16 protein-coding genes are annotated in these 23,537 nt (G+C 65.1%); 6 read left to right on the top strand and 10 right to left on the bottom strand.

Going from position 1 to position 23,537, the window contains the following annotated elements; translation table 11 throughout:
• Positions 1-6: 6 nt before the first annotated feature.
• The 5 genes from HUN39_RS04120 to HUN39_RS04100 all read right to left on the bottom strand — a co-directional run bounded on the left by HUN39_RS04120 (position 7) and on the right by HUN39_RS04100 (position 3,844).
• Complete coding sequence (locus HUN39_RS04120) at positions 7-609, bottom strand: NADH-quinone oxidoreductase subunit C (protein ID WP_175093229.1); 603 nt, start codon at positions 607-609, stop codon at positions 7-9.
• Positions 610-769: 160 nt separating this feature from the next.
• The gene (locus HUN39_RS04115) at positions 770-1,360 is read right to left on the bottom strand and encodes a NuoB/complex I 20 kDa subunit family protein (RefSeq protein WP_175093228.1); all 591 of its coding nucleotides are present in this window, start codon (positions 1,358-1,360) and stop codon (positions 770-772) included.
• On the bottom strand, positions 1,351-1,713 hold the full coding sequence (locus HUN39_RS04110; RefSeq protein ID WP_014891230.1) for an NADH-quinone oxidoreductase subunit A: 363 nt from the start codon (positions 1,711-1,713) through the stop codon (positions 1,351-1,353). The genes HUN39_RS04115 and HUN39_RS04110 overlap by 10 nt, the downstream gene beginning before the upstream one ends.
• A gap of 184 nt (positions 1,714-1,897) precedes the next feature.
• Complete coding sequence (locus HUN39_RS04105; RefSeq protein ID WP_175093227.1) at positions 1,898-2,710, bottom strand: ATP12 family chaperone protein; 813 nt, start codon at positions 2,708-2,710, stop codon at positions 1,898-1,900.
• A gap of 60 nt (positions 2,711-2,770) precedes the next feature.
• Positions 2,771-3,844 carry an RluA family pseudouridine synthase gene (locus tag HUN39_RS04100; protein WP_175093226.1) on the bottom strand — a complete coding sequence of 358 codons (1,074 nt, stop codon included), beginning with the start codon at positions 3,842-3,844 and terminating at the stop codon, positions 2,771-2,773.
• Positions 3,845-4,019: 175 nt separating this feature from the next.
• Here HUN39_RS04100 and HUN39_RS04095 point away from each other — a divergent pair, with 175 nt between their 5' ends.
• The 6 genes from HUN39_RS04095 to HUN39_RS04065 all read left to right on the top strand — a co-directional run bounded on the left by HUN39_RS04095 (position 4,020) and on the right by HUN39_RS04065 (position 11,654).
• The gene (locus HUN39_RS04095) at positions 4,020-4,856 is read left to right on the top strand and encodes a hypothetical protein (protein WP_175093225.1); all 837 of its coding nucleotides are present in this window, start codon (positions 4,020-4,022) and stop codon (positions 4,854-4,856) included.
• Between the two features lie 35 nt (positions 4,857-4,891).
• Positions 4,892-5,494 carry a MotA/TolQ/ExbB proton channel family protein gene (locus HUN39_RS04090; RefSeq protein ID WP_175093224.1) on the top strand — a complete coding sequence of 201 codons (603 nt, stop codon included), beginning with the start codon at positions 4,892-4,894 and terminating at the stop codon, positions 5,492-5,494.
• A gap of 194 nt (positions 5,495-5,688) precedes the next feature.
• Positions 5,689-7,467 (top strand): SLC5/6 family protein, encoded by a 1,779-nt coding sequence (locus tag HUN39_RS04085; RefSeq protein ID WP_175093223.1) that lies wholly within the window; start codon positions 5,689-5,691, stop codon positions 7,465-7,467.
• Between the two features lie 320 nt (positions 7,468-7,787).
• Entirely contained in the window at positions 7,788-8,057 is a 270-nt protein-coding gene (gene rpsO / locus HUN39_RS04075) for a 30S ribosomal protein S15 (RefSeq protein ID WP_018406993.1), read from the top strand.
• A 195-nt stretch (positions 8,058-8,252) separates the two neighbouring features.
• Positions 8,253-10,403 carry a polyribonucleotide nucleotidyltransferase gene (gene pnp / locus HUN39_RS04070; RefSeq protein WP_175093222.1) on the top strand — a complete coding sequence of 717 codons (2,151 nt, stop codon included), beginning with the start codon at positions 8,253-8,255 and terminating at the stop codon, positions 10,401-10,403.
• Between the two features lie 177 nt (positions 10,404-10,580).
• Positions 10,581-11,654, top strand: a complete 1,074-nt coding sequence (locus HUN39_RS04065) for an AI-2E family transporter (protein ID WP_175093221.1) — start codon at positions 10,581-10,583, stop codon at positions 11,652-11,654.
• 128 nt (positions 11,655-11,782) lie between these two features.
• Here the strand turns inward: HUN39_RS04065 and addA are convergent, their stop codons facing one another.
• The 5 genes from addA to HUN39_RS04040 are packed head-to-tail and all read right to left on the bottom strand — an operon-like array spanning position 11,783 to position 23,120.
• Positions 11,783-15,232, bottom strand: coding sequence for a double-strand break repair helicase AddA (gene addA / locus HUN39_RS04060; RefSeq protein WP_175093220.1), 3,450 nt, complete (start codon positions 15,230-15,232; stop codon positions 11,783-11,785).
• The gene (addB, locus tag HUN39_RS04055; protein ID WP_175093219.1) at positions 15,229-18,336 is read right to left on the bottom strand and encodes a double-strand break repair protein AddB; all 3,108 of its coding nucleotides are present in this window, start codon (positions 18,334-18,336) and stop codon (positions 15,229-15,231) included. Before addB ends, addA begins: the two co-directional genes overlap by 4 nt.
• Before the next feature lie 5 nt (positions 18,337-18,341).
• On the bottom strand, positions 18,342-19,034 hold the full coding sequence (locus HUN39_RS04050; RefSeq protein ID WP_175093218.1) for a nucleotidyltransferase family protein: 693 nt from the start codon (positions 19,032-19,034) through the stop codon (positions 18,342-18,344).
• 34 nt (positions 19,035-19,068) lie between these two features.
• Positions 19,069-20,619, bottom strand: a complete 1,551-nt coding sequence (gene tsaE, locus HUN39_RS04045) for a tRNA (adenosine(37)-N6)-threonylcarbamoyltransferase complex ATPase subunit type 1 TsaE (RefSeq protein WP_175093217.1) — start codon at positions 20,617-20,619, stop codon at positions 19,069-19,071.
• Positions 20,616-23,120, bottom strand: coding sequence for a PAS domain-containing sensor histidine kinase (locus HUN39_RS04040; protein WP_175093216.1), 2,505 nt, complete (start codon positions 23,118-23,120; stop codon positions 20,616-20,618). The genes tsaE and HUN39_RS04040 overlap by 4 nt, the downstream gene beginning before the upstream one ends.
• Between the last annotated feature and the right edge of the window lie 417 nt (positions 23,121-23,537).

The following is a 23,537-nucleotide window of genomic DNA, read 5'->3' as shown; positions in this document are numbered from 1 at the left end:
ACGCGCTCACTTGCTCGCCTTCTCGTCGCCGGGAAGGTCGTAGTGCACGCCCTCCCACGGCGAAAGGAAATCGAAGTTGCGGTATTCCTGGCTGAGCCGCACCGGCTCATAAACGACGCGCTTCTGCTCGTCGTCGTAGCGCACCTCGACGAAGCCCGTCATTGGGAAGTCCTTGCGCAGCGGATGACCGTCAAAGCCGTAGTCGGTCATGATGCGGCGCAGATCGGGATGGCCGGAAAAGATCACGCCGAAGAGATCGTAAGTTTCGCGCTCGAACCAGTCTGCGCCGGGATAGAGCGTGACGAGCGAAGCGACAGGCGTTTCTTCCGACGCCGGCGTCTTGATGCGGATACGACGGTTGTATTTGGGCGAGAGCAGATGCGCGACGACCTCGAAGCGCTCGGCCCGCTGCGGGTAATCCGCCGCCGTCACGTCGATGAAGCACACGAAAAGACAGTCGGGGCTGTCGCGCAGATGGGCGGCGACCTCGAGCCAGCGGTCGCGCACGACGGTCAACGTAAGTTCGCCATAGGCGACCTTCACCTCCGTCACCGCGCCGAGCAAGGCACCGCTGATTTTAGCGCCGAGAGCTTCCAACTCAGCCGACATCCTAAATTCCTTGGCCTGCCGCTCTTCCCTCGTCCTTCGAGACGGCGGCTGCGCCGCCTCCTCAGGTTGAGGGAATTGCTTGACCCGACCTCATCCTGAGGAGCCCGCGCAAGCGGGCGTCTCGAAGGACGAGGGCGGACAACTCCTCAATTTCGCGTCGTTAGCGCTCGATCGTGCCCGTGCGCCGGATTTTCTTCTGCAACAGCAGCATGCCGTAGACGAGCGCCTCCGCCGAAGGCGGGCATCCCGGCACGTAGATGTCGACCGGAATGATGCGATCGCAGCCGCGCACCACCGAATAGGAATAGTGATAGTAGCCGCCGCCGTTGGCGCAGGAGCCCATCGAGATCACGTAACGCGGCTCCGGCATCTGGTCGTAGACCTTGCGCATCGCTGGCGCCATTTTGTTCGTCAGCGTGCCGGCGATGATGATGCAGTCGGACTGACGCGGGCTCGCGCGCGGCGCAAAACCGAAGCGCTCCAGATCATAGCGCGGCATCGCCGCCTGGATCATCTCGACGGCGCAGCAGGCGAGACCGAAAGTCATCCACATCAGCGAGCCGGTGCGCGCCCAATTGATGACGTCGTCCGTGGCGGTGACGAAAAACCCCTTGTCGGCGAGTTCGTCGTTGAGATGCAGAAAGAACGGGTCGTCCGAGCCGACAGGCTTGCCGGTGCGCGGATCGATCAGTCCCTTGGGCTGCGGCGCGATCAGAGTCTGGCGCGCGCTTTCCTTCTCGATCAGTCCCATTCCAGAGCTCCCTTGCGCCACTCGTAGACGAAGCCGACGGTGAGCACGCCAAGGAAGGCCATCATCGACCAGAAGCCGAAGGCGCCCGCTTCCTTGAAGGCCACCGCCCAGGGAAAGAGAAAGGCCACTTCAAGATCGAAGACGATGAAAAGCAGAGAGACGAGATAGAAGCGCACGTCGAATTTCATGCGCGCGTCATTGAAGGGGTTGAAGCCGCATTCGTAGGCGGAGAGCTTTTCGGGGTCCGGCGCCTTGAACGCAAGCAGGAAGGGCGCAACGAGCAATGCGCCGGCAATCACGGCCGAAAGGGCGATGAAGATCACCAGCGGCAGATATTGTTCGAGCAGCGGCATGAGTCTGGTCCGACTTCGGCGGGGCGAGGGCCGGTCGCGGGAGCGTTTCCTTGGCGTTATTCCTTAGAACGACTCCAGGCCGCGCGTTCCGTAACAAAGGCCATTGTGCAAAGCAAGAGAGGAAGCGCCCCGTCGGCAAATTGGCCGCAGCCTTTTGACGAGGCGCCTCTATATTGCGCGTCGCTCAGTCAGGAGTGGAATGGCGCGACACGGTCGCCGCGGCGTCGAACTCCTGAAAGCGCGCGGACCGTCTGGCCATCGCTTCGGCGTCTTCGCCCCAGGCGCGCATCTGCCAATCTTCATCGACATTGGCCGCCTCCCAGGCCTTGCCGGCGTCTATTTCGTGTCGGGCGGCTGCTAGCGCAAGGACCGCGGAGCCTGATAGCGTCGTCATGACGTGCAGCGCCGCGAGCCTGAGCGGCGCGCCGGCGCCCTCCCCCACATAATCGCGCACGGCGCGCGCAAACGCGTCGAGCGCCTCCTGCGGCTGTTCGATGAACATGACGCCTTCGGCGAGCGCGAGCTTGGCGCCGAGCGTGTCGCGCGCGAAGGCGACGAGCGGGTCCCAGGCCGCCGACTGAGCAGCCGCGAGGCTCTCCGGCTGGCCGGCGCGGTAGCAGATGAGGTCGGAGGCGGCATATTTGACGACATCGGCTTCGACCTCGGCCATTTGCGCCGCCACGCCGTCGAGCGCGGTGTTCATCAGCTTGGTGAGCGGCATCGTCGCCGGATCGATCGTCTCGCCCTGCTTCGCCCATTCGGCGGCGATCGCTTCCGCCAGCGGCTGTGACGGCGCGACCAGCGGACGCTTTGCCGGCGTGTTGACCGGCCGACCGTCAAGGAAAATCCCGTAGCCGCCCTTGGCGGGCGCCGCGACCGCCTCCTTATAGAAGCGCTTGGGTAAGGGACGCGCCGGTTCGCGCGCGGCCTTTATCGGATCGCGCTCCTCCGGGGAGACGAAAAAATCGGCGTCGAGGCCGGTCGACTCCTTTGACATTTGTCATCCTTGCCAAGAGGCGCCTAAGGAAACGCCGCCCGCCGGGCTTTTCCCGGCCCTTTAAGCGTCCGGCGCGTCCTCGATCGGATCATGACGCTTCACATCGAAGCCGAAGAGTTCCCAGCTCCGTTGCATATGATCGGGCAGCGGCGCGGTCACGTCCAGCGTTCCGCTCCTTGGATGCGGCAGGACGAGCCGGCGGGCGAGGAGGTGGAGCTTGCGTTCGAGCCCCTCCGGCACGGCGCGCAGAGGGTCGCGACGGCGGACCTCGTCCTCCGGGCGATGGCCATATTTGGGGTCGCCGAAAATCGGATGGCCGATCGCCTCGGCATGGGCGCGCAACTGATGCGTGCGTCCGGTGAGCGGCTTCATCGACAGCCAGGCGCAACGCGGCGCAACCTTGTCGACGATCGCGTAATAGGTCAGTGAATGCTGCGCGTCGGCCTCGCCATGTTTGGCGACGCGCATTTTCTCGAGCTCTCTTGCGCCGCCTCTGGATGTCTCCATGCCCGCGCCCTTCGCCAGATACAGCGAAATCCGGCCCTGCGCCGGCTTCGGCACGCCTTCGACAAGCGCCCAATAGATCTTCTTGGCCTGCCGGGAGCGGAAAATCTCGCCCAGGTCGGCGGCCATCCGCCGGTTCTTGGCGATGAGCAGCACGCCGGAGGTGTCGCGGTCGAGGCGATGCACGAGCACGGGCCGCGTGTCGCCCTTGGCAAGCGATTCCAGCATCCCGTCAATATGCCGCGTCTGGCCGGAGCCGCCCTGCGTCGCCAGCCCATAGGGCTTGTTGAGGACCAGCACATCCTTGTCCTCGAACAGCGTCATGTCGGCCAGCGCCAACGCGTCCTTGGGGTCGGCGCGTTTCACCGCCGGCGCGGCGGGGGCCTCGATCTTCAAAGGCGGCACCCGAATCTTTTGGCCCACTTCGAGCCGCGTCGATGTTTCGACCCGCTTGCCATCGACTCGCACTTCGCCCTTGCGGCAGATTTTGGCGAGATGGGACAAAGCGAGACCGGGATAACGCCGCTTGAACCAGCGGTCGAGGCGCATCCCCGCCTCGTCCTCGGTGACGAGGGCGGTGGAGACGCCGCCCGCGGCGGCGGTCGTTGATGATTCTGGACGAGCGGCCATGCCGGCTTATCGGCCATCGGCAGCCGCGTGTCGATTCGCATGACGGCAATATTTCCAGAGGAAGCGTGGGTGTTACACAAAGCCGCATCGCCTCGCGACCCGGTCGAGCGCTAAGCTTGAACAAGGCGTATGGTGGCAAATTTTTTAAGGCGCGTCGGCGGCGGAGCGCTTCACCGTGAACAAGATTACGACGAGTTCGATCACCGGCGCGCGGACGGAAGACCGCCCGCCGCTCAGGCCTCGCTGGCTGCATCCCGTCTCGACCGCTGCGGTCGTGGGGATATTCCTCGCCTTCTTCGCCTCAGGGATTTATTGGCCGCAAACGATCGTCGATCTGGGCGGCATCGGCGCAGACCTCATCCCGGAAGGCGTGTCTCTGGAGGCGGGCGACCCCGCGCCTGAAGGAGATTCGCTGGAAGACCCGCTGCCGTTCGAAGAAGCTTCGCTCACCGATGAGGGATTCGACGAACTGATCGACGATGAGCCGCCGCCCCCGCTGATCATGGAGCCCGACGAGATTCAGGCGCCAGAGAGAAAAGAGAAGGCGCAGAAAAAGCAAAAGGTCGAGAAGCCCAAGATCGAGAAGTCCAAGCAAGCCGAGCAAAAACCCCGGGCGCGACGAGTGGCGGCTGTAAACGACGACCGCCGCGCCGACCACACCGGTCGGCGCTATGGGCTCCCCGGCGGAACAGGCCAAGGCGTGGGCAGAGCGCGCATCGCCGGTCGTTACGGATTGCCTGGAGGCAGCGACGATGGTTCGGGCGGCGCCGAGGCGACCTGTCTGGCCCAGATCGCGGCGTCAATCCGCGGCCATACGCCCGCTGCGACGAGCCTCGGACCGGGATCAGTCGTCGTCACTTTCTATGTGAACGCCGGCGGCGGTCTTTCGGGCGTTTCTGTTTCGGGCGGAAGCGCCGCGCATGCGGCGATGGCGCGGCGCATTGTCGCCTCGTCGCGCGGACCGTCGAGCTGCGGCCCGGTATACGCCCGGCAGGGCATCACGTTTCAATAGGGTTTGACGTCGCGAGGCCGCGGGAGGGCTCCGAAATGGAATTTGCTCCAATGTCGCCGTTCGGCATGTTTCTTTATGCCGGACCTGTGAGCAAACTGGTGATGGCGTTGCTTCTCGCCGCGGCGGTCTGGACCTGGGTGCTCATCATCGATGGCGTCTTTGTTCTGCGGCGTCTTTCCAAGGCGCTGGATCGGGTGCGCGCCGGCGGCGACATTGGCGTCCTCTGGCCGATCGCCGAGGCCGCGCGCGAAGCGTCGCAGGCTGAATTGCCCAACGAAACCATTCATCAAAAGCGCGAACGAATCTTGCAGCAGATGAACCGCGCCGCGCGCGAATTCATGCTCGACGCCCAAGGCGGGCTCCCGGTTCTGGCCATCGTCGCCTCGGCGGGACCCTTTGTCGGCCTGTTCGGGACGGTTTGGGGCATTATGTCGAGCTTCTCGGGGATCGCGCAGACTCAAGACACGAGTCTTGCGGTCGTCGCCCCCGGCATCGCGGATGCGCTCGCCGCAACGGCCTATGGGCTCGCCGCCGCGATTCCGGCCGCGATCGGCTACAACCGCATGGGCATGGCCTTCGGCGGTCTCAAAGAGAGAATGAGCCGCTACATCCTGACCTATGCGACGTCGATCGCTTAGAGCAGGTTCCGAAAAGGTTGACGGACTTTTTCGATGAGAACCTGCTCCAACATTTCGATTGTGAGCGATTCCTTATCGATCACGTGATTCCATGCGATCGGGAAGCGCTCTAGCGGCGGAGACGCGCGCGCCATCTTGGCCGGCGGGACGTCCTCATCTAGAGTCGCATCGTTTCTGATTGAACGAGGGCCAGGATGAGCGATCGGTCGACCGAGCAGGCGGCGCTCGAAAGAGCCAATCTTGACGCCCGAATCGCCTTCGTGGCCGCGAGCTTTCTCCTGGCGTACGCCTTTGCGGCGCTTCTCGACCGCGTCGGCGCGCCGGAGCGCTTTGTCGGCGCGGCGCCGCCCTATTTCACCATCCTCGGCCTCGCCACGCTCGGCTTCCTTCTGCATTCGATGCGCGCGTCGGTCTATTACACCGCCGGCCGCGGACTGCCCGCCGCCTACGCCGGCTTCGCCAACGCCGCGATCGTGATCGCCCTGGTGCTGCCGTTCGGCGCACGGCTTGCGGGCGGCAGCTGGGCTGTAGGCGCTGTCGCCGGCGTCTTCATCGGTCTCGCCGCCGCGGGCCTTTACGTCGGCCCGCTGCTGCGCAAAACCGGCGTTTTTTCCATTTCCGAGCTGCTTTGCGCACGTTTCACAAGCGCCGCCACGCGCGTCGGCTTCATCGGCGCGGTGGCGCTATCTTCGACGCTACTGGCCGCCGCCGGCGGCCTGATCGCGGTGAACGCGCTTGTCGAACTCACCGGCGCCAACCGGGGCTTCGCGGCATTTCTGATCGCCGCGGCAAGCCTGATCATCGCCGGTCCGGGCGGACTTTCGGGCGTCATGTGGGCGGCGGCGGCCGCCGCCGGCGTGGCGACGCTGGGCTTCGGCTGGCCCATCGCCGCGCTCGGTCTCCATGACGCGCTGCCGAACGGGCTGATTTTTGGCGGCGCCGCCTCCACGGAGGCCGCGAAACTGCTGGAGAGCTGGGGGGTGACGCCGGCGCCCTTGGGCCTTCCGGTCGAATTCGCCACGACGCTCGCCGTGGCGCTGGGGATCGCGACGCTCGCGCCGGTGCTCGCGGCCTCGGTGGCGACCGGGGACGGACGAAGCGCACGGCGCGCCGGGGTCGCCGCCCTCTTCTGGACCGTCGTCATCGCCTTGCTGGCGGCGGCGGCGATCGCCGCTTCGGCGCTGTCGCTCGCCCGCGCCACGGCGGGACAGCCGCCCGAACGCCTGCCGCAAGCCATCTATCAGGCGAGCGAGCGCGGACTTGTCAGCATCTGCGGCTATTACGTGCGCGGGCCGTCAGAGGCTCAGCGCGCCTGCGCGGCGAAGGGATACGCGCCCGGCGCGCCGCTCGCGGCGGCGGAGATTCGCCCGATCGACGGCGACGTCCTGCTCGGCGCGCTGCCGCAGGCGGCGGAGCTCGGCGCGGCGTCTTCGGGGCTCATCGCCTCAGCGCTTGTCGCCATCGGCCTGGCGCTCGCCACGGCGGGCCTGCAAGCCTGCGCAACAGCCTTCGGCCATGACGCGCTCTACCGGCTGCGCGGCGAGATCGACCTGACGAGCCGGCGTCTCGCCGTCAACCGCGTCACGCTCGTGATCGTATCGACTCTGGCTTACGTGACCGCCGTCACCGGCGTCTTCACGCCAGGCGCGCTCGTCGCGGCGGCGCTCGCCGTGTCCGCGGCCTGCCTCGCGCCGTCGCTCGTCCTGGCGTTTTGGTCGCGCGCGGGCGATCGCGAAGCGCTCGGCGCGCTCTGCGGCGGGGCGGTGGGCCTATTCAGCGCCTTGGCCGTGGCGGGATCGCCCAATCGCATCGAAATCTATGCGCTCTGCGCGCTTGCGGGCATAACGCTTGGCGGCGCGCTTGGACTGTTGTCGGGACTGACCTCGAAAAGCGACAAGCCTGCGGCGCGCGCCTTCATCACCCGCATGTTGCGCGGCGACGCCCAGATGCTCCAGCCGGACAAGGGGGCATAGGACTCAAGGCTTTGTGCTGAAGAAGAGAATGTCCCAGATCGAATGGACGATTCCATAATTGCTGTGTGATTTACGATCTCGGCGTCCAATATGACGTGACCGAGCTTGTCCACGCGGAAGTGGAAATCAACAGGCTGGGGCAGCGCCTGAAGGCGTTGGAGAGAGGGCGTAAGCCCCCTATCCATCTCCTGCATTTCTGCTATAACGCCTCGGCACGCCCCGGTCCGCCGGGGCGGCTCCGTTTTCGCGCGACCCTGCTGGACGACATCCCGGCCTTGGCCGCGGAGCGCGGATCACCCCAGAAAAACAAGGACAATCCGATGTCGATCACGGCGGAGCGCAAGCAGTCGCTCATCAAGGAATATTCCACCAAGGCGAACGACACGGGCTCGCCCGAGGTGCAGGTGGCGATTCTCACCGAACGAATCACCAATCTGACCGAACACTTCAAGACGCATGCGAAAGACAATCACTCGCGTCGCGGGCTCCTGAAGCTCGTTTCCCAGCGCCGCCAGCTCCTCGACTATGTGAAGGTGCGGGACGAACCGCGCTACAAGAGCCTGATCGAGCGGCTCGGCATCCGCCGCTAACCAGCTGAGCGAAAGCGGCGCGACGATGCGCCGCTTTCCCCAAGATGGGCGTCCAGAGGGGCGCTCGCCACGACCAACGCGTAAAGTCATGGCAGGATCGCCGGACGCTGCGTCGACGCTTTACCAAACACCGCTGCCGCAGCTTCTCGCCGTCTTGCTCATGACGAACCGCAGGTTCATCAGAGAAAGACCAGCATGTTCCAGATTCACCGCGAAGAACTCGATTGGGCCGGGCGTAAGCTCGTGCTCGAGACCGGCAAGGTCGCCCGGCAGGCCGACGGCGCCGTGATGGCGAGTTGGGGCGAGACGACCGTGCTCGCGACAGTGGTTTCCGCCAAGACGGCCAAGCCCGGCCTGGACTTCTTCCCGCTCACCGTCAATTATCAGGAAAAAGCCTTCGCGGCGGGCCGCATTCCCGGCGGCTACTTCAAGCGCGAGGGGCGCCCGTCGGAGCGCGAGACGCTCCTCTCCAGACTCATCGACCGGCCGATCCGCCCGCTGTTTCCCGACGGCTATCGCAACGAGACGCAGGTGGTCGTCACCGTGCTGTCGCATGATCTGGAAAACGATCCCGACGTTCTCGCCATGGTCGCGGTCTCGGCGGCGCTGACGCTCTCCGGGGTGCCCTTCATGGGCCCCATCGGCGGCGCGCGCGTCGGCATGGTCAATGGCGCGCTGAAACTCAATCCGACAATCGAAGAAATGAAACTTTCTGAACTCGATCTCTTCGTCGCCGGCACGCAGGACGCCGTGCTGATGGTCGAGTCGGAAGCGAAAGAGCTGTCAGAAGAGACGATGCTCGAGGCCGTGATGACCGGTCATCGCGGCTTTCAACCGGTGATCGACGCGATCATCCGCCTCGCCGAGCGCGCCGCCAAAGACCCCCGCGACCTCATCGTTCCCGACACCACGGATGTCGCGAGCGCCGTCGCCCAGCTCGCCGAAGCCGAGCTGCGCGAAGCCTATAAGCACACTGTCAAGCAGGAGCGTTATGCCGCCGTCGACGCCGTGAAGGCGAAGGTGACCGCAGCGCTCTTCCCGGAAGGCGGCGAGGCCAAGTTCCCCAAGGAAGAAGTTGGTGCGGCCTTTAAGGAGCTTCAGGCCAAGGTCGTGCGCTGGAACATTCTCGACACCGGCGTGCGCATTGACGGGCGCGACGTGAAGACCGTGCGCCCGATCGTCTCCGAAGTCGGCGTTCTGCCGCGCACGCATGGCTCCGCGCTGTTTACGCGCGGCGAAACGCAGGCGCTGGTCGTCGCCACCTTGGGCACGGGCGAGGACGAGCAATATGTCGACTCGCTCGAAGGCACCTATAAGGAGCGCTTCCTGCTCCATTATAACTTCCCGCCCTATTCGGTCGGCGAGACCGGCCGTATGGGTTCGCCCGGCCGACGCGAGATCGGCCATGGCAAGCTCGCCTGGCGCGCCATCCGGCCGATGCTGCCGGCCCCCGCGGAGTTCCCCTACACGCTGCGCGTCGTTTCCGAGATCACCGAATCGAACGGCTCCTCGTCGATGGCCACTGTCTGCGGCACGTCGCTCGCGTTGATGGACGCGGGCGTGCCGCTGAAGGCGCCGACCGCCGGCATCGCCATGGGCCTCATTCTCGAGGGCGAGCGCTTCGCGGTGCTCTCCGACATACTGGGCGACGAGGACCATCTCGGCGACATGGACTTCAAGGTGGCGGGCACGTCGAACGGCGTCACCTCGCTGCAGATGGACATCAAGATCGCCGGCATCACCGAAGAGATCATGCGCGTCGCTCTCGCCCAGGCGCGCGACGGCCGCCTGCATATCCTCGGCGAGATGGCGAAGGCGATCACGGCTTCGCGCGCCGAGCTTGGCGAATTCGCGCCGCGCATCGAGACGTTGAAGATTCCGACCGACAAGATCCGCGACGTGATCGGCACCGGCGGCAAGGTCATTCGCGAGATCGTCGAGAAGACCGGCGCCAAGATCAATATCGAGGACGACGGCACGGTGAAGGTCGCCTCCGCCGACGGCAATTCGATCAAGGCGGCGATCAACTGGATCAAGTCCATCGCCTCTGATCCCGAGGTCGGCTTGATCTACGAGGGCACGGTGGTGAAAACCGCGGACTTTGGCGCCTTCGTCAACTTCTTCGGCGCCAAGGACGGGCTCGTTCACATCTCGCAGCTCTCCAAGCAGCGCGTGAACAAGACGACCGACGTCGTGAAGGAAGGCGACCGCGTGAAGGTCAAACTTCTCGGCTTCGATGACCGCGGCAAGGTCCGCCTCTCGATGCGCGTCGTCGACCAGGAGACCGGCGAAGACCTCGAGGCCAAGGAAAAGGCCGAAGCCGTCGCGGCGAACGGCGGAGAATAGGACATTCACCGGGCGGCTTCTCGAAGCCGCCCGTTTTTCTTGGCGCGGAAACGGCCGAACGAATTCATGAATGTTATTTGCGCGGCCGCGCGGACCGCGCAGATGTCCCTTCCCGGCCGCCTTGCCAAGCCCGCGGCGCGCCCTGTCTATAGGTTGAACGCAGCGACAGGGGCGGACATGAACGAGGAGTTGGAAACGGCGGCGCTCGTCGAACAGGATCAGAACCTCTCAATTGACGTTTTTGTTCTCGCCAGACTCGCCGTCACGCTCGCGTTTATTTGCGCCACGATTCTGATCTCTGCGCCCTTTCTGCCGGCGCTCACCTGGGCGCTTGTGCTCGCGGTTGTGTTCATTGGGCCGCATCGCCTGCTGGAGCGCTTCCTGCCGCCCTCCGTTGCGGCCGGCGTCTCCATGCTGATCGTCGGCCTCGTCATCGTTGGACCGCTGCTGCTGATGATTGAACGGCTGGTCAGCGAGGCCGCCGCAGGCGTCGACTACGTTCAGAAAACGGTGCAGCAAGGCGACTGGCAAACGATGCTCGACGCGCATCCTTGGCTCGGCGGCTTCCAAAGCTGGATCGCACGCAGATTCGATCTACAAGCGACGTTCTCGCAACTTGGCGCCTTTGTCACCAATATCGCCGCGAACTTTCTACGTGCGTCCACCGGTCAGATCATCACCACTCTTCTCGCCTTCTATCTCCTGTTCTTTTTCCTGCGCGACCGAGCCGTGGCGCTGCAGACGCTCGCCCGACTGTCGCCCTTCTCCAATCTCGAAACCGGCATGATCATCGTGCGCGTGCGCGATACGATCCGTGCGATCCTCTTTGGCACGCTGGCGGTGGCGGCGCTGCAAGGCCTGCTTGGCGGATTCATGTTCTGGGTGCTGGATTTCAATTCGCCGGTGCTGTGGGCGTTGATCATGGGGCTTCTCTCGATCGTTCCGGTGCTCGGCTCTTTTGTCATTTGGATTCCGGCGACGATTTACCTCTTGATCGAGGACCGTTGGGTTGAAGCCTTGATTCTCGGGCTATGGGGCGGCGTGGTGATCTCCAGCATCGACAATTTGCTTCGACCGCTGCTCATCGGCGACAGCATGCGGCTACATACGGTGCCAGCCTTCATCGCCATGCTCGGCGGCCTTCAACTGTTCGGCGCTTCGGGCATCGTCCTCGGCCCCATCGTCATGGCGCTCAGCCCGTTGTTGCTGGAATTCTGGCGCCGCCGAGTCGGCCCCGATCAGCCGGCTTAGAGCGCTTCCCGATCACATGGAATCATGTGATCGATAAGGAATCGCTCAAAATCAAAATGCTGGAGCAGGTTCTCATCGAAAAAGTCTGTCAACTTTTTCGGAACCTGCTTGCCTCGGCGCCGCCGGATCTACGCCAGCGCGCGTTGAAGCGCGTTCGCAAGCGCCGATTCGTCGGCTTCGAGCACGCTGGCGTTCTGCGTATAGATCAGAAAGCAGCGCAGCCGCTTGCCGGGAAAGAGCGGCGCGACAGCGGCGCGATAGAGCGCGAGCTGGCGCACATGCGCGTCTTCGAGCTTGGCGCGCGGCCGTCCCGTCTTGAATTCGGCGATGAGCGCTTCGGTCGCGGTTTCGGCAAGCCGGTCAATGCGGCCGGAGACGACGGCGCCGTTCTCGAGCGTCGCGACGATGTCGACCTCAGGAGTCGAGTCTGGGCCAAAGAGCGGCGCAAGACGCGCGTCGGCGAGAACCGCAAGCGCCGACTGCGCCAGCGCCTCTCGCCGGTCCTCGTCCAGAAAGCCGCCGCGCGCCGAAAGAAAGCGCCGGGCGACGCTTTGCCGATCTTCCGTCGCGCAGGCCGGCAGATGCTGCAGCAGCGCATGGACGAGACGGCCGTGCAGCAGACGTTCCGCTTCGCCTCGGCGCGCAGTCACGCCCACCACGCCATTGGCGATGAGGTCCGCGCCAGCGAGCGCGCTCGAGGGACGCAGCGGCGGCGACGGCGCAACTTCAGGCCGCGCCTTGGTCTTGGCGAAGGCCGGAATGTCCACGGCGGCGGCCTGCGGCGCTCTTCTCGAAAGATCGAAGCGCGGCGGAACCGCGCCGCGGCGCAGAATCGTCGATGTCGCATCGAGGGGGTCGGGCAAAGTCTCGCAGCGCGATTCGAGCGCGTCGCGTATGGCGTCGTACCAGCAGCCGTCGGCGCGACCGTTGACGCCATGAGCGCCGCAAATATAGAGCCGCTCCTCGGCGCGGGTCAGCGCGACATAGAGCAGGCGCTGGCTTTCCTCGCGCTCGCGCCGCCGATGCGCCTCACGCTCCTGCTGGAGGGCGACCGGGTCGCTGTCCTTGCCGATCGACCAGAGGAGCGCCGCTTCGTCAGCCTCGCCGAACGCGTAGAGCTTCGGATCGTGCTTGCCGGCGGGGGCGCCGCAGGTGTCCGGCAAAAACACGATCTTCGCCTCCAGACCTTTCGCGGCATGAGCGGTCATCACCCGCACGGCCCCGCCGGCCGCTTCCATATCGCGCTTGATGGAAAGATCGAGCGACTTGGCCATCGCCAGAAAGGCCGTCAGCGACGGCGGCTGTTCGCGCTCGAAACTCGCGGCGAGCTTTAAGAATTCGTCGATCGCGTCCTCCGCTTCGCCGCCCAGTCTCGCCATGAGCCGCGTGCGTCCGCCGTCAGGGCCGAGAACGCTGCTGTAAAAATCGAACGGCGCCAGAGCCGCAGCATCGCGTCGCAAGCGTCGAAGCCGCGCCGCGGCCTCCCGGCAGCGCGCGTCTTCGGACTGCTCAAGCGCTTCGATCAGTGACGCGCGACGACCTGGCGCGAGCGCGATGAGATCGTCGTCGTCGAAGCCGAAGAACGGCGACTTCAGGACGCTCGCCAGCGTCAGATCGTCTTGCGGCAACAGCGCCGCGCGTCCAAGCGCGACGAGATCGTGGACAGCGATGTGGTCGGCGAGATTGAGCCGGTCGGCGCCAGCCACGGGGACATGTTCGTTTTTCAAAGCGCGAATGATCGCCTCGAAGAGCGGACCACGCTTGCGCACGAGAATCAATATATCGCCGGGTTCGACAGGGCGCAGCGCGCCGCCGTCTTCGACACATTCGCCGTTCTGAGGCGCAAGCAGCGTCCTGACCTTGCGCGCCAGTCTTTCCGCGAGACGCTCATTGGGGTCGCTCGCGTCGACATAGTCGAGCGGCAGGCGCCAATCGCTCGGGTCCTGCGCTTTATCCGCGCCGATCGGCTCCCAGATTTCGATGAGCGCCGCGACGTCGGATTTCCAAGCGTCGTGCCTTGGCGCCGGCTCCTGCGGATCGCCGCAGAAGCCGAGGCGATTCTCTTCAATCGCGAAAATGTCGTCGACCGCTTGCAGCACGCCGGGCGAAGAGCGGAAGGATTGCGTGAGCCTCACCTCTTCGAAACGGCGTTCGACGCGTTCAAATCTTCGGCGAAACTCGCGCCGCATCTCGTCGAACCTTTCCGGCTCCGCGCCTTGAAAGGAAAAGATCGATTGCTTCTCGTCGCCGACCGCAAAAAAACTGCGCGGCGGACCGCCCTTGGCTTCGCGCGCGCTGGCGCCTGCACAAAATTCATCAGCGATCGCCGCCAATATGTCCCACTGCGCCGAACTCGTATCCTGCGCCTCATCGAGCAGGATGTGGTCCATCTGCGCGTCGAGCTTATAGAGCACCCAGGATGGGCTCGAACGATGAAGCAAGCGGCGCGCGCCCTCGATCAGATCGTCGTAGTCGAGTAGTCCCCGCCGTCTTTTGGCATGCTCATATTCGCCAAGAATGGCGTCGCCGAGAACATGCAGCGCCAGCGAGCGTTCGGCGGCGGCCGCGGCCTTGCGCTTTTCGACGAGCGTGACGAGTCTGTCGCGCTCGGCCTCCATGCGCGCGAGAAGCTGCGGTTCGCGCTTGGCGAGCGGCCCGGTGATGATTTTTGTTTTTCCCAGGCCCCGTGGTTCGCCGTCTGTTTTGAAGAAGGCTGCGAGACAGCTCTCGATACAGTCCGGATGCGGCGCAAGCACAAAAGCGGAGTCGAGCGAGTCGGCGAGTTTGCCGTCGTTGGTCGAACCGCCGCGCAGCATTTTGGCGAGCGTCGGCCACTCGGACGGCGGCTCGCCGTCCTCGATGATCGCCGCGTCAATTCGCGCCAGCGTTTCATCTGTCGTCAAACCAAGCGCGGCAAAGACACGCGCCCCGTAATCGTCCTGCTCGCGCATGCGCGCGATTTTTTGACGGAGATGCAGCAATTCTTCGCAGAGCGCGTCAAATCCCGCAGCCGTCGTCTCGCGGGCGACAAGCTCCAGCGCCTTTCGCAGCGATCCATTGTCTCGCGTGGCGGCCTCGAGCGCGCGCCGGCGCGCCGCGTCCATCAGCTCGGCGCGCTCCAGATCGTCGACGACGCGGAAGGACGCCGGAACATTGGCTTCGAAAGGAAAGATGTGCAGCAGCTTTTCGCAGAAGGCGTGGATCGTCTGGATCTTGAGACCGCCAGGCGTCTCGACGGCGCGCGCGAAAAGCCGCCTGGCGAAATCAAGATCGATGCGCGACTCAACTGTCGCGCCCATTTGAGCGATACCATTGGCCAGCGCCGCATCGTCGAGCGTCGCCCAGCGCGCGAGCGCCTCGAAAACGCGCGAGCCCATATTGGCGGCGGCCGCCTTCGTATAGGTGAGGCAAAGAATCTGCGACGGCCGCGCGCCGGCAAGCAGCAGCCGCAAAACGCGCTGCGCGAGCACATGGGTTTTCCCGGAGCCGGCATGCGCCGAAACCCAGGCGGAGGTGAACGGATCTGACGCCGTTTGCTGGCGCCGGATCGTCAGGGCGCCAACGGGACGCTCGCTCATGCCGTCTCTCCCCCGCCGCGCATCCATTCCTTGACGCGCGCCAGATGGTCGTAATCGCCGATATCGCTCATAAAAGCCGGATGCGGCCGCGACGCATAGGACGTCGATTCACTGGAAAACTGCGACAGCAGCTCTTCGAGCTGCGCGCGATGCGCCGCGACGACGTCGGCGAAGCGCGTGTCTTTCCATTCGAGCCAGTGAGTCTCACCGCCCTTTCGCAAGCCGATATAGGCGGCGCCGGAAACCGGCCGCGGCCCGATTTTTTCGAAAGCCCCGGCTTCGATCATCGCCGCCTCCAAAGTCAGCTGCGGCGACCAACCAGCCTTGACCTGCTTTTTGGACGGCGGCGCGCCCGTCTTGTAGTCGAAGACATAAGCCTGGCCCTCTCGGTCGACCTCTATGCGATCGGCAATCGCGGTCAGGCGAAAAATCGTTCCATCGGTGAGCGCAAGCGCGATCTCCCCGCGCGTTTCGACATGGATGTCGCAGTCCAAAGCCCGCCGCTCCTGTTCGAAGCTGAACGCATGATCGAGCCCCGCTTCGATGCGCGGCCATTGGAAACTCACGAAGGCGGGATCGGCCATGAAGCCATCGAGCTTCTCGCGCGCGAGATCGCGGAGCACGTCGCGGGCGCCAGAGGGAAGCGCGCCGCGCGAATGTCGCGCGACGAATGCCGCAAGCGCTTCATGTATCGCGACGCCGATTTCTCGCGCGCCGGCCTCCGCGCCTATGGGCGGCAGCGGCGTGAGTTTGAGAATATATTCGGCGAAGATCGCGTAAGGGTCGCGCCGCAGGCGCTCGACGCGGGTGACGCTCAAGCGCTGTGGCCGCAGCGCCGCCGGTGGGCGCGGCTGCGGCCGTTCGATCGCAATCGTCGTTTCTGGGCGATCGAGCGCGGCGGCGATCGCGAGCATCGCGTCGCCACGTTTCCTGCAGTCGTCGAATGCGTCGCCGGCAAGCGCCGAGAGCCGCGCGATGAAGCGGGAAGGAACGGTTGGCGCGCCATTACGCTTGATGGCGCGGCTCAGAACGACGCGCTCTGCGCCCAAAGCCATGATGAAGTCATGCGCGCTTTGGCCGATGCGTCGCTCCGGCGCCATCAGGCCGAGTTGGGCGCGCATCGAGCGATTGAGAAAAGCTCCGGTGTCCGTCTGCGGCGGCCATACGCCTTCGTCCAGTCCGGCGAGCAGAACGAGGTCGGCCTCGATGAGCCGCGCTTCCAAAGGACCGAGGATCTTCAAGCGCGGATGGGCGCGTCTTGGGCCGCGCAGCATCGTCTCGGCGGCGACGCGGTCGAAGAGCGCCGCGTAGTTTTGCGCGTCAAAGCCTGCCGGCGCCTCAGCGTGCGCGAGCCGATCGAGGAGTTCGAACAGCGCCGACGCGCCCTCTTCATCAGCGTCGTCGGCGCCGGCGATCACGGCTTCAAGCGCGCCGCTGTGCGCGCGCGCGCGGTCCGACAGCGACGCCGTTGGCGTCAGCGCGGCGAAGGGCGAGAAAGCGGCGTCAATACGCGCAAGCGCGTCTTCGATCGCGCGCCAGTCCTCGTCGCTGATGCGGCGCGCGGCCGGATGCGCATGAGGCGCGCGCGCCAATTCGCGCGCCGGCGGCACACGCGCCGCCCAGCCGCCGTCAGGCTGCGCGAATGTCCGCAGCACGCCAATCTCGATTGGCGACGCGAGCGATGCGACTTGCGCGCGCGAAAGTCCGAGCGCGGTCAGCGGATGGGCGAGCAGCGCGGCCACGTTCACGGCGCCGGCGCGATCCGATCCGATCGTCGCGACGAGTCGCGCCAGCGCGCCGATGGACGTTCTTGCGAGCGGCATGCCGCCCGAATCGTCGATCTCAATGTCGAAGCGTCGCAACTCGGCGGCGACGCGCCGCGCGACGAGCCGGTCCGGCGTAACGAGCGCCGCCGTTCGGCCGGGCGCCTCCAGCGCCTCGCGCATGAAGAGCGCGAGCGTCAAAGCTTCGAGCCGCTCGTCCGGCGCTTCCAGCGCGATGACGCCTTCGAGCGCCGGTGCGAAGCCGCCGCTCTGCGCAGCCTGATAATCCCGCCATGCGGACGTCGCGTCAGCAGGCGCCATCGCTTGCGAGACAAACGCGCGGCGCGCGGCGAGCGTCGGGGTCACGCGCGCGAGTTCGCGCGGCTCGTCGCGCGCAACGCCCATGGCGGCGAGCAAGCGTTTCAACATCATCTGCGGATGGGTAAAGGTCGGCTCTCGGCTTTGATCCGTCCAACCCACGCTCGCCCAGACGTCCGCGCTCATGACCTGATCGAGGCCCGGCAGGATCACGGCGCCATTTTCGAGCCCGGCGATGGCGGCGAGCAGCCGCGTGGTCGTCGGCTGCGCGCCGGTGGAGCCGAGTGCGATCACCGGCGCGGTCGACGGCGTGCGGGCGAGCTCGGCAATCTGCGCTTCAACGAGGCGCTTCTGATAGGCGCTGGCGTCGATCCGTCCGCGGTCGGCGAGAATTTGCGGCCATTCGCGCAAGGCGATCTGCAGAAATTTCGTCGTGATCGCCCAAAAATCGCTGTAGGCGTCGTCGCTCAAACTATCGAACGCATCGACCGAAACGTCTTCGATGTGCAATTCGTCGATGAGGGCGCCGAGTTCGGCGGCCAGCGCATAGGCGGCCGACGGCGTCGATGCGACGAGAAGCGGTTCGCTCTCATGCAGCTTGGGCGCGCCGCTTGTATCGACCGAAATGAGCGCGCGCCCAATCGCTTCCGCCCATTGCAGAATGAGCTGCGACAGCAGCAGGCGTCGTTCCAGCTCTTCGATCGGCGCGGCGAGGGACGCATCCGTCTCGACGTCAAAGTCTCCGGTAAACAGAGCGGCGTTCTCGCGCTCCTCCAGAGCGCCGAGCGGCAGAATGCGTGGCAGCAGCGTCGCGCGCCGATCCAACGCTTGCGCGAATTCGGCCGCGAGCGCCCGCGCCGCGCGCTGGGTCGGCACATAGATCGTGGCGCGCGCCATCGTCAGCGGCGGCGTGTCGCGCGAGAGAGCGGGAACAATCTCGCCGTCGAGCAGGGCCGAAACGAACGTCTTCAGAAACGGCGCGCTAGGCGCAATGGTGAACAGATTGCGCCGGCGGGCGAGCATCGCGCTCAGCCCTGGCGCAGGGCGATCGCACGTTCGGCGTCCGCAATGGCTGCGACCGTGCCGACGTGAAGCCAAAGACCGCTGGAGACGACGCCATAGAGCCGTCCCTTGCGCGCGGCCTCGAAGAAGAAGGGCGCGAGCTTGAAGACATCATCCGCGACGCCGGCGAAGAGCTGCGGCTTCATGAGGCCCACGCCGGTATACACAAAAGGTTTCTGGCCATCGCGGCGAATAATGCGCCCTTCAGCGTCCAGATCGAAATCGCCGCCCCAGTCGATTCCGACGCTTCCCGATGTCGGCGCGAGCAGGAGCGCCGCGTCCATCATTTCGGGGTCAAAGGCTTCCGCAAGCGTTCGGACATTTGAGCGCGCCGCGTCGATCCAGAACGCGTCGGTGTTGCAAACGAAAAATGGATCGTCTCCGATCAGGGGAAGCGCCTTCTTGATCCCGCCGCCTTGATCCAGCAGCAGCGCGCGTTCGTCAGAAATGACGACTCGCGGTCGGACGCGGCTCGCGAGATGCGTTTCGATCTGATCGGCGAGATGATGGACGTTGACGATGGCAAGTTCGACGCCGGCGTTCTCGAATTCGTCGAGCGCGCGGTCGAGCAGGGTGCGGCCAGCGACCGAAACGAGCGGCTTTGGCGTCGTTTCGGTGATCGGCCGCATGCGCGCGCCAAGCCCGGCGGCGAACACCATGGCGACGCTCGGCGCAGGCGCGAGCGCTGGGTTCTCAGGCGTCGCGAAACAAGCCGGGGATGTTGGCCTCATACCACGCCCTGATGTCGGCCAGCGCCGGATGGCGGAGGCTCTTTTTGAGATAGGATTCAACGCGCGGAAGATGCGCGAGATATTGCGGCTTGCCGTCGCGCTGATCCAGCCGCGCGAAAATCCCCAGGATCTTTGTCGCGCGCTGCGCCGCCAGGATCGCATAAGCCTTGGCGAAAGCGGCCATGTCGAAAGCGGAGTCGGCGTCGCGGCGCAGTTTGGCGTAATGGGCGAGGAGCTTCAACTCCAAATCGTCGGGCACGTCGACGCGGGCGTCCTGCCCCAGCGAAGCGACGTCATAGGCGGGATGGCCGAGCACACAGTCCTGGAAATCGAGGATGCCGATCCGCGCCAGCCCATTGCGCTGCGCGAGCCACAAAAGATTGGGAGAATGATAGTCTCTCAGAGTCCATGTGGGCGTCCATGTCGGCGCGGCGCTCGCGACATCGACAAGCGCCTGGCGCCAAAGATTGAGAAAGATGGCCTTGGCGCCGGACGAGACCGACGTCTTCTGGCGCGTGAGATACCAGTCGACGAGCAATTCCACTTCGATCAGCAACGCGTCGAGGTCATAGGGCGGGATGCGGTAATCGCCGCCGCCTTCGACCGCGATCACATCCGGCAGGCTCTGCGCGTGAAGATAGGCGAGCGCGCCCGCCGCTTCGAGATAGCGGTCGACGATCGGGCCGCTCTCGTCGACGACGCCCTCGCCGCCAAGGTCCTCGATGATCAGCAAGCCGGCGTCGACATCTCTGGCGTAGACTTCCGGAGCCGAGAGCCCCAGGCCGCGCAGCCCCTGAGACATGGCGACGAAAGGAACGACGTTTTCGGCGAGGCGCGCGATGGCGCTGTAGGATTTGCCGAAACGGATCGGCGGTCCGTCCGGCCGCGCCGGCGAGATCATCAGAATCGCGCGCTGTCCATTTTCCTTTTCGAGCCGCTCATAGGCGCGCGTCGAGGCGTCACCCTGCAGGAAGCGGCGCCTGGCGTGGGCCCAGCCCGCCTTGCGCAGAAGTTCGCGCAGCGCCTTGAAGGACGCGAGGCGCGACACGAAGCCGCCATAGCCGGAAATGGTGAGCCGACGCGCCTCGCGATTATCGCCATCGACGAAACTCAAGCGCACTTCGAGACGATCGGGCGAGAGCGCTTCGCGCGCACGTTCGGCCCATTCGACAAGCACGATCGCGTCTTCGGTCGCCTCCTCCCAGCCTAATCCCTCAAGCTCCGCCGTTTTCTCCAGCCGATAGAAGTCGGCGTGGACGACGCGATTGCCTGCGCCCTCATAGACTTGCATCAGCGTGAAGGTCGGGCTCGGCGCCTCGAGCCGCGGGTCTTTGACCAAAGCGCGGATCATCGCGCGCGCGAATGTGGTCTTGCCGGCGCCGAGATCGCCAGAAAGCATGACGGCGTCGCCGTTGCGAACGAGCGTCGAAAGTTCTTGCGCCAGTTCGATCGTCTCGGCTTCGCTGGCGACATCGAGGCGCCAGACCAATTTCGGCGCCGCCTCCTCGCTCATTCTGCGCCTCCAGCGCTCGCCGCGAGGAGACGCGCCTCTTCATGCGCGGCATGCGCCGGAAAGATGCAGGTCACGGTCGTGCCTTCGCCAGGGGCGGAATCAATCAAGACCCTGCCGCCATGCAGCTCCATCAAGGCGCGCACGATGGAAAGGCCGAGCCCGACGCCGCGGTGGCGGGAACCGGCAGTGTGCGACTCAAAGCGATCGAAGATGCGTTCGAGGATTTCCGGCGAAATGCCGCGGCCGCGATCCGTGACTTTGAAGACGATTTCGGTCTCGCGCCGCAACACGGCAAGCGTCACCGTCTGCCCCGGACGCGAAAAGCCGATGGCGTTCGAAAGAAGATTGAACAGGATCTGGCGCACGCGTTTGGCGTCGCCGCGGAACGTTCCGACATCGTCCATGGCGACGATCTGCACGTCGATCGAATTTTCGGCGAGCCGATCCTGCACGCCTTCGATCGCCGCGCGCATCGTCGCCTCGACGTCGACCTCGGAAACTTCAAGCTCCAGCGCATCTTCGTCGATGGTCGCCAGATCGAGAATATCGTCGACGATGGCGAGCAGCGCCGCGGAGGATTTGTTGACATAGCCAAGATATTCGCGCTGGCGCGGATTGAGCGGGCCGGTCGAGTCCTCTCCGAGGAGATGCACGAAGCCGTTGATGTTGTTGAGCGGCGAGCGCAGCTCATAACTGACGTGATGGATGAAGTCATTGCGCAGCTTTTCGGCGGCGAGCAGCGCCTTGTTGCGGTCCGTCAGCGCGCGCTCGACATTCACGTCGGCGGAAACGTCGACGAAGGTGAGGAGCGCCGCGCCGTCGAGCAACGACTGCGCCGTACAGTCCAAGACGACGCCGTCGCTGCGTTCGATGCGCCGGGTGAAGCCTTCGCGCAGTTCATTGAGACCGGTGACAAAGCCCTGCAACGCCCCCCATGTCTCCTCTGTGGCGTGCAGCGCGCGGCATTTCGCGGCGAGCGCGTCGAAGCGCGGCCGCTTCGTAAGCTCCTCGGGATCGAGCCGCCACAGATGGGCGAAGGCGGGATTGCTGAACTTCAAACGCCCGTCGGAACCGAAAACCGCCACGCCCTCATGCAGCGTCTCGAGCGTTTCGCTCTGCATGCGGGCAAGCGCGTTGAAGCGCGTCTGGAGATCGTAAGCCTTAGTGGCGTCGTCATAAAGATAGGTGACGCCGCCTTTGGGGTTCGGATGCGCGACGACGTCGATGATGCGGCCATCCGGCAGATGCCACGTGTGACGTATGGGCTCTGGCGAGCGATAGGCTTCGAACAGCCGCTCCTTCCACGCCCTGTAATCCGACTCAACGGGCACGCGCTGCTCGGCGCGCAGACGGTCGAGAATCTGTCCGTCCGTCGGCCGTTGCTCGAGGAACCTGGGGTCAAGCTGCCACAGCTTGGCGTAAGCGTCGTTGCTGTACATCAGGCGCCGCGCGCGATCGAAGCTCGCGACCGCCGTCGGCAGCTGATCGAGCGTGCGCACATGCGATTGCATCTGCTGTTCAAGATCGGCGCGCACCGTCTCGACCTCATGACGATCGATCGCGATGGCGGCGGCGGCGCCCGCGGCGGAGGCCTGTGTGACGTCGAGCCGATGGCGCGCGCCCGCGACGACGGCGTTGACGCGCTCGCGCCAGACGCTGTTTTTGGCGCGCGCGTCCTCAGCGGCGCTGCGGGCCGACTGGTCGAGCAACTCCAGTTTGCGGGCGAGGGCGTCCTCGGGATTCTTCGCTTCGACCGCCTGCGCATAAGCGTCGTTGACGAAGACGAGTTCGCCCGCGTCGTCGCGTATCCAAAATGGCGCGGGCAGCGCCTGAAGCATCGCGCGCAGACCGGAGAGTTCAGATTGCGCCGACGCGTAGCGCTCGCGAAGGCCGATCAGCTCCAACCGGTCGCCGGAGACTTCACGGATACGCAACACGACGCTGCCGCCAACCGCCCGGCCGTCGGCGTCAAAATGCCGACCGGCGACGCCGGCAAGCGCCAAGCGGAAGCTTTCGCCGCTCTTTCGCAGACGGTCGACGGCGCTTTCGAGCGCCTGAGCGTCTTTGGGCACAAGCCAGGCGCCAAAGCTCAATATGCGGCGCGGCGCGGCGACAGCCCCGGTCATGATCAGAGATGAAGAATGGATATCGGGCTCGGCGTCGGGCGTGGTCCAGGCGACGAAGATCTGCGGCTCGGAGGCGAGGAAGGTTTTTGCCCGGCCGAGCTGGGCGCGAGCGTCGTCGAGTTCGACGCTCAACGCGGCTTCGCGGCGACGCCAGGCGGCGCGTTCGCGCACATGCGTCGTGACGATGGCCGCGGCGAAAATCGCCAGTCCGCCGCTAAAGGCGAAGCTGACGATCTGCGGATCGATCGCCAGATCCTCGAGGAAGCCTGCCGCGCGCGCCGGCGTCGCCTCGAGCCATAAAAGCAAAGACCCGAGGGAAGCGCCGACAAAGGGAGGAGCGCCAGAGTGGTTGATCGCGCGCCGCCGTCTCGTCATTGCGAGGACGACTCCGCTTGCAAGCGATCGAATTGGCGCGTCATGAAAGCCGGTCTCCACGGTCAATTGCGGGTGCTCATCACAACAACGCCGTAAACGGTTCTTGCAGAACGCGGACGCAGCCTGCCGAGCGCAGGATGCGGATCGGCTCCGACGACAGGAAGACGGAGGGCTCCGTCCGTCGCCTGGCGCGCCGCACACGAATCAACCCCAATCTAAAGCGCAATTGCCCAAAACGGAATCTTTGAAGAGCGAATGTGCGGGGCGTTCGGGCGAACTTCGATCCCCAGCGTTTGGCGCGTGATACCTCCCGCGTGCGGGGAGGTCGGCGGACGCAGGCAAATTTACGCAGCCTGCGTAAACTTTGCTGCGGACCACGCCTTTGAGCAAACTTTTACCCGTCCGACCCCACTTCGC

It is taken from the genome of Methylocystis silviterrae, assembly GCF_013350005.1.
Classification (GTDB): Bacteria; Pseudomonadota; Alphaproteobacteria; order Rhizobiales; family Beijerinckiaceae; genus Methylocystis; species Methylocystis silviterrae.
This window is presented reverse-complemented; position numbering and strand designations above follow the sequence as displayed.

Excerpts from the sequence above, each read along its gene's own strand:
- HUN39_RS04040 (WP_175093216.1), bottom strand. The coding sequence starts at position 23,120 with ATGACGAGACGGCGGCGCGCGATCAACCACTCTGGCGCTCCTCCCTTT.
- tsaE (WP_175093217.1), bottom strand. The coding sequence starts at position 20,619 with ATGAGCGAGGAGGCGGCGCCGAAATTGGTCTGGCGCCTCGATGTCGCC.
- addA (WP_175093220.1), bottom strand. The coding sequence starts at position 15,232 with ATGAGCGAGCGTCCCGTTGGCGCCCTGACGATCCGGCGCCAGCAAACG.
- HUN39_RS04120 (WP_175093229.1), bottom strand. The coding sequence starts at position 609 with ATGTCGGCTGAGTTGGAAGCTCTCGGCGCTAAAATCAGCGGTGCCTTG.
- HUN39_RS04090 (WP_175093224.1), top strand. The coding sequence starts at position 4,892 with ATGGAATTTGCTCCAATGTCGCCGTTCGGCATGTTTCTTTATGCCGGA.
- HUN39_RS04065 (WP_175093221.1), top strand. The coding sequence starts at position 10,581 with ATGAACGAGGAGTTGGAAACGGCGGCGCTCGTCGAACAGGATCAGAAC.
- pnp (WP_175093222.1), top strand. The coding sequence starts at position 8,253 with ATGTTCCAGATTCACCGCGAAGAACTCGATTGGGCCGGGCGTAAGCTC.
- HUN39_RS04110 (WP_014891230.1), bottom strand. The coding sequence starts at position 1,713 with ATGCCGCTGCTCGAACAATATCTGCCGCTGGTGATCTTCATCGCCCTT.
- HUN39_RS04115 (WP_175093228.1), bottom strand. The coding sequence starts at position 1,360 with ATGGGACTGATCGAGAAGGAAAGCGCGCGCCAGACTCTGATCGCGCCG.
- HUN39_RS04100 (WP_175093226.1), bottom strand. The coding sequence starts at position 3,844 with ATGGCCGCTCGTCCAGAATCATCAACGACCGCCGCCGCGGGCGGCGTC.
- HUN39_RS04085 (WP_175093223.1), top strand. The coding sequence starts at position 5,689 with ATGAGCGATCGGTCGACCGAGCAGGCGGCGCTCGAAAGAGCCAATCTT.
- HUN39_RS04050 (WP_175093218.1), bottom strand. The coding sequence starts at position 19,034 with ATGGTGTTCGCCGCCGGGCTTGGCGCGCGCATGCGGCCGATCACCGAA.
- rpsO (WP_018406993.1), top strand. The coding sequence starts at position 7,788 with ATGTCGATCACGGCGGAGCGCAAGCAGTCGCTCATCAAGGAATATTCC.
- HUN39_RS04105 (WP_175093227.1), bottom strand. The coding sequence starts at position 2,710 with ATGTCAAAGGAGTCGACCGGCCTCGACGCCGATTTTTTCGTCTCCCCG.
- addB (WP_175093219.1), bottom strand. The coding sequence starts at position 18,336 with ATGCTCGCCCGCCGGCGCAATCTGTTCACCATTGCGCCTAGCGCGCCG.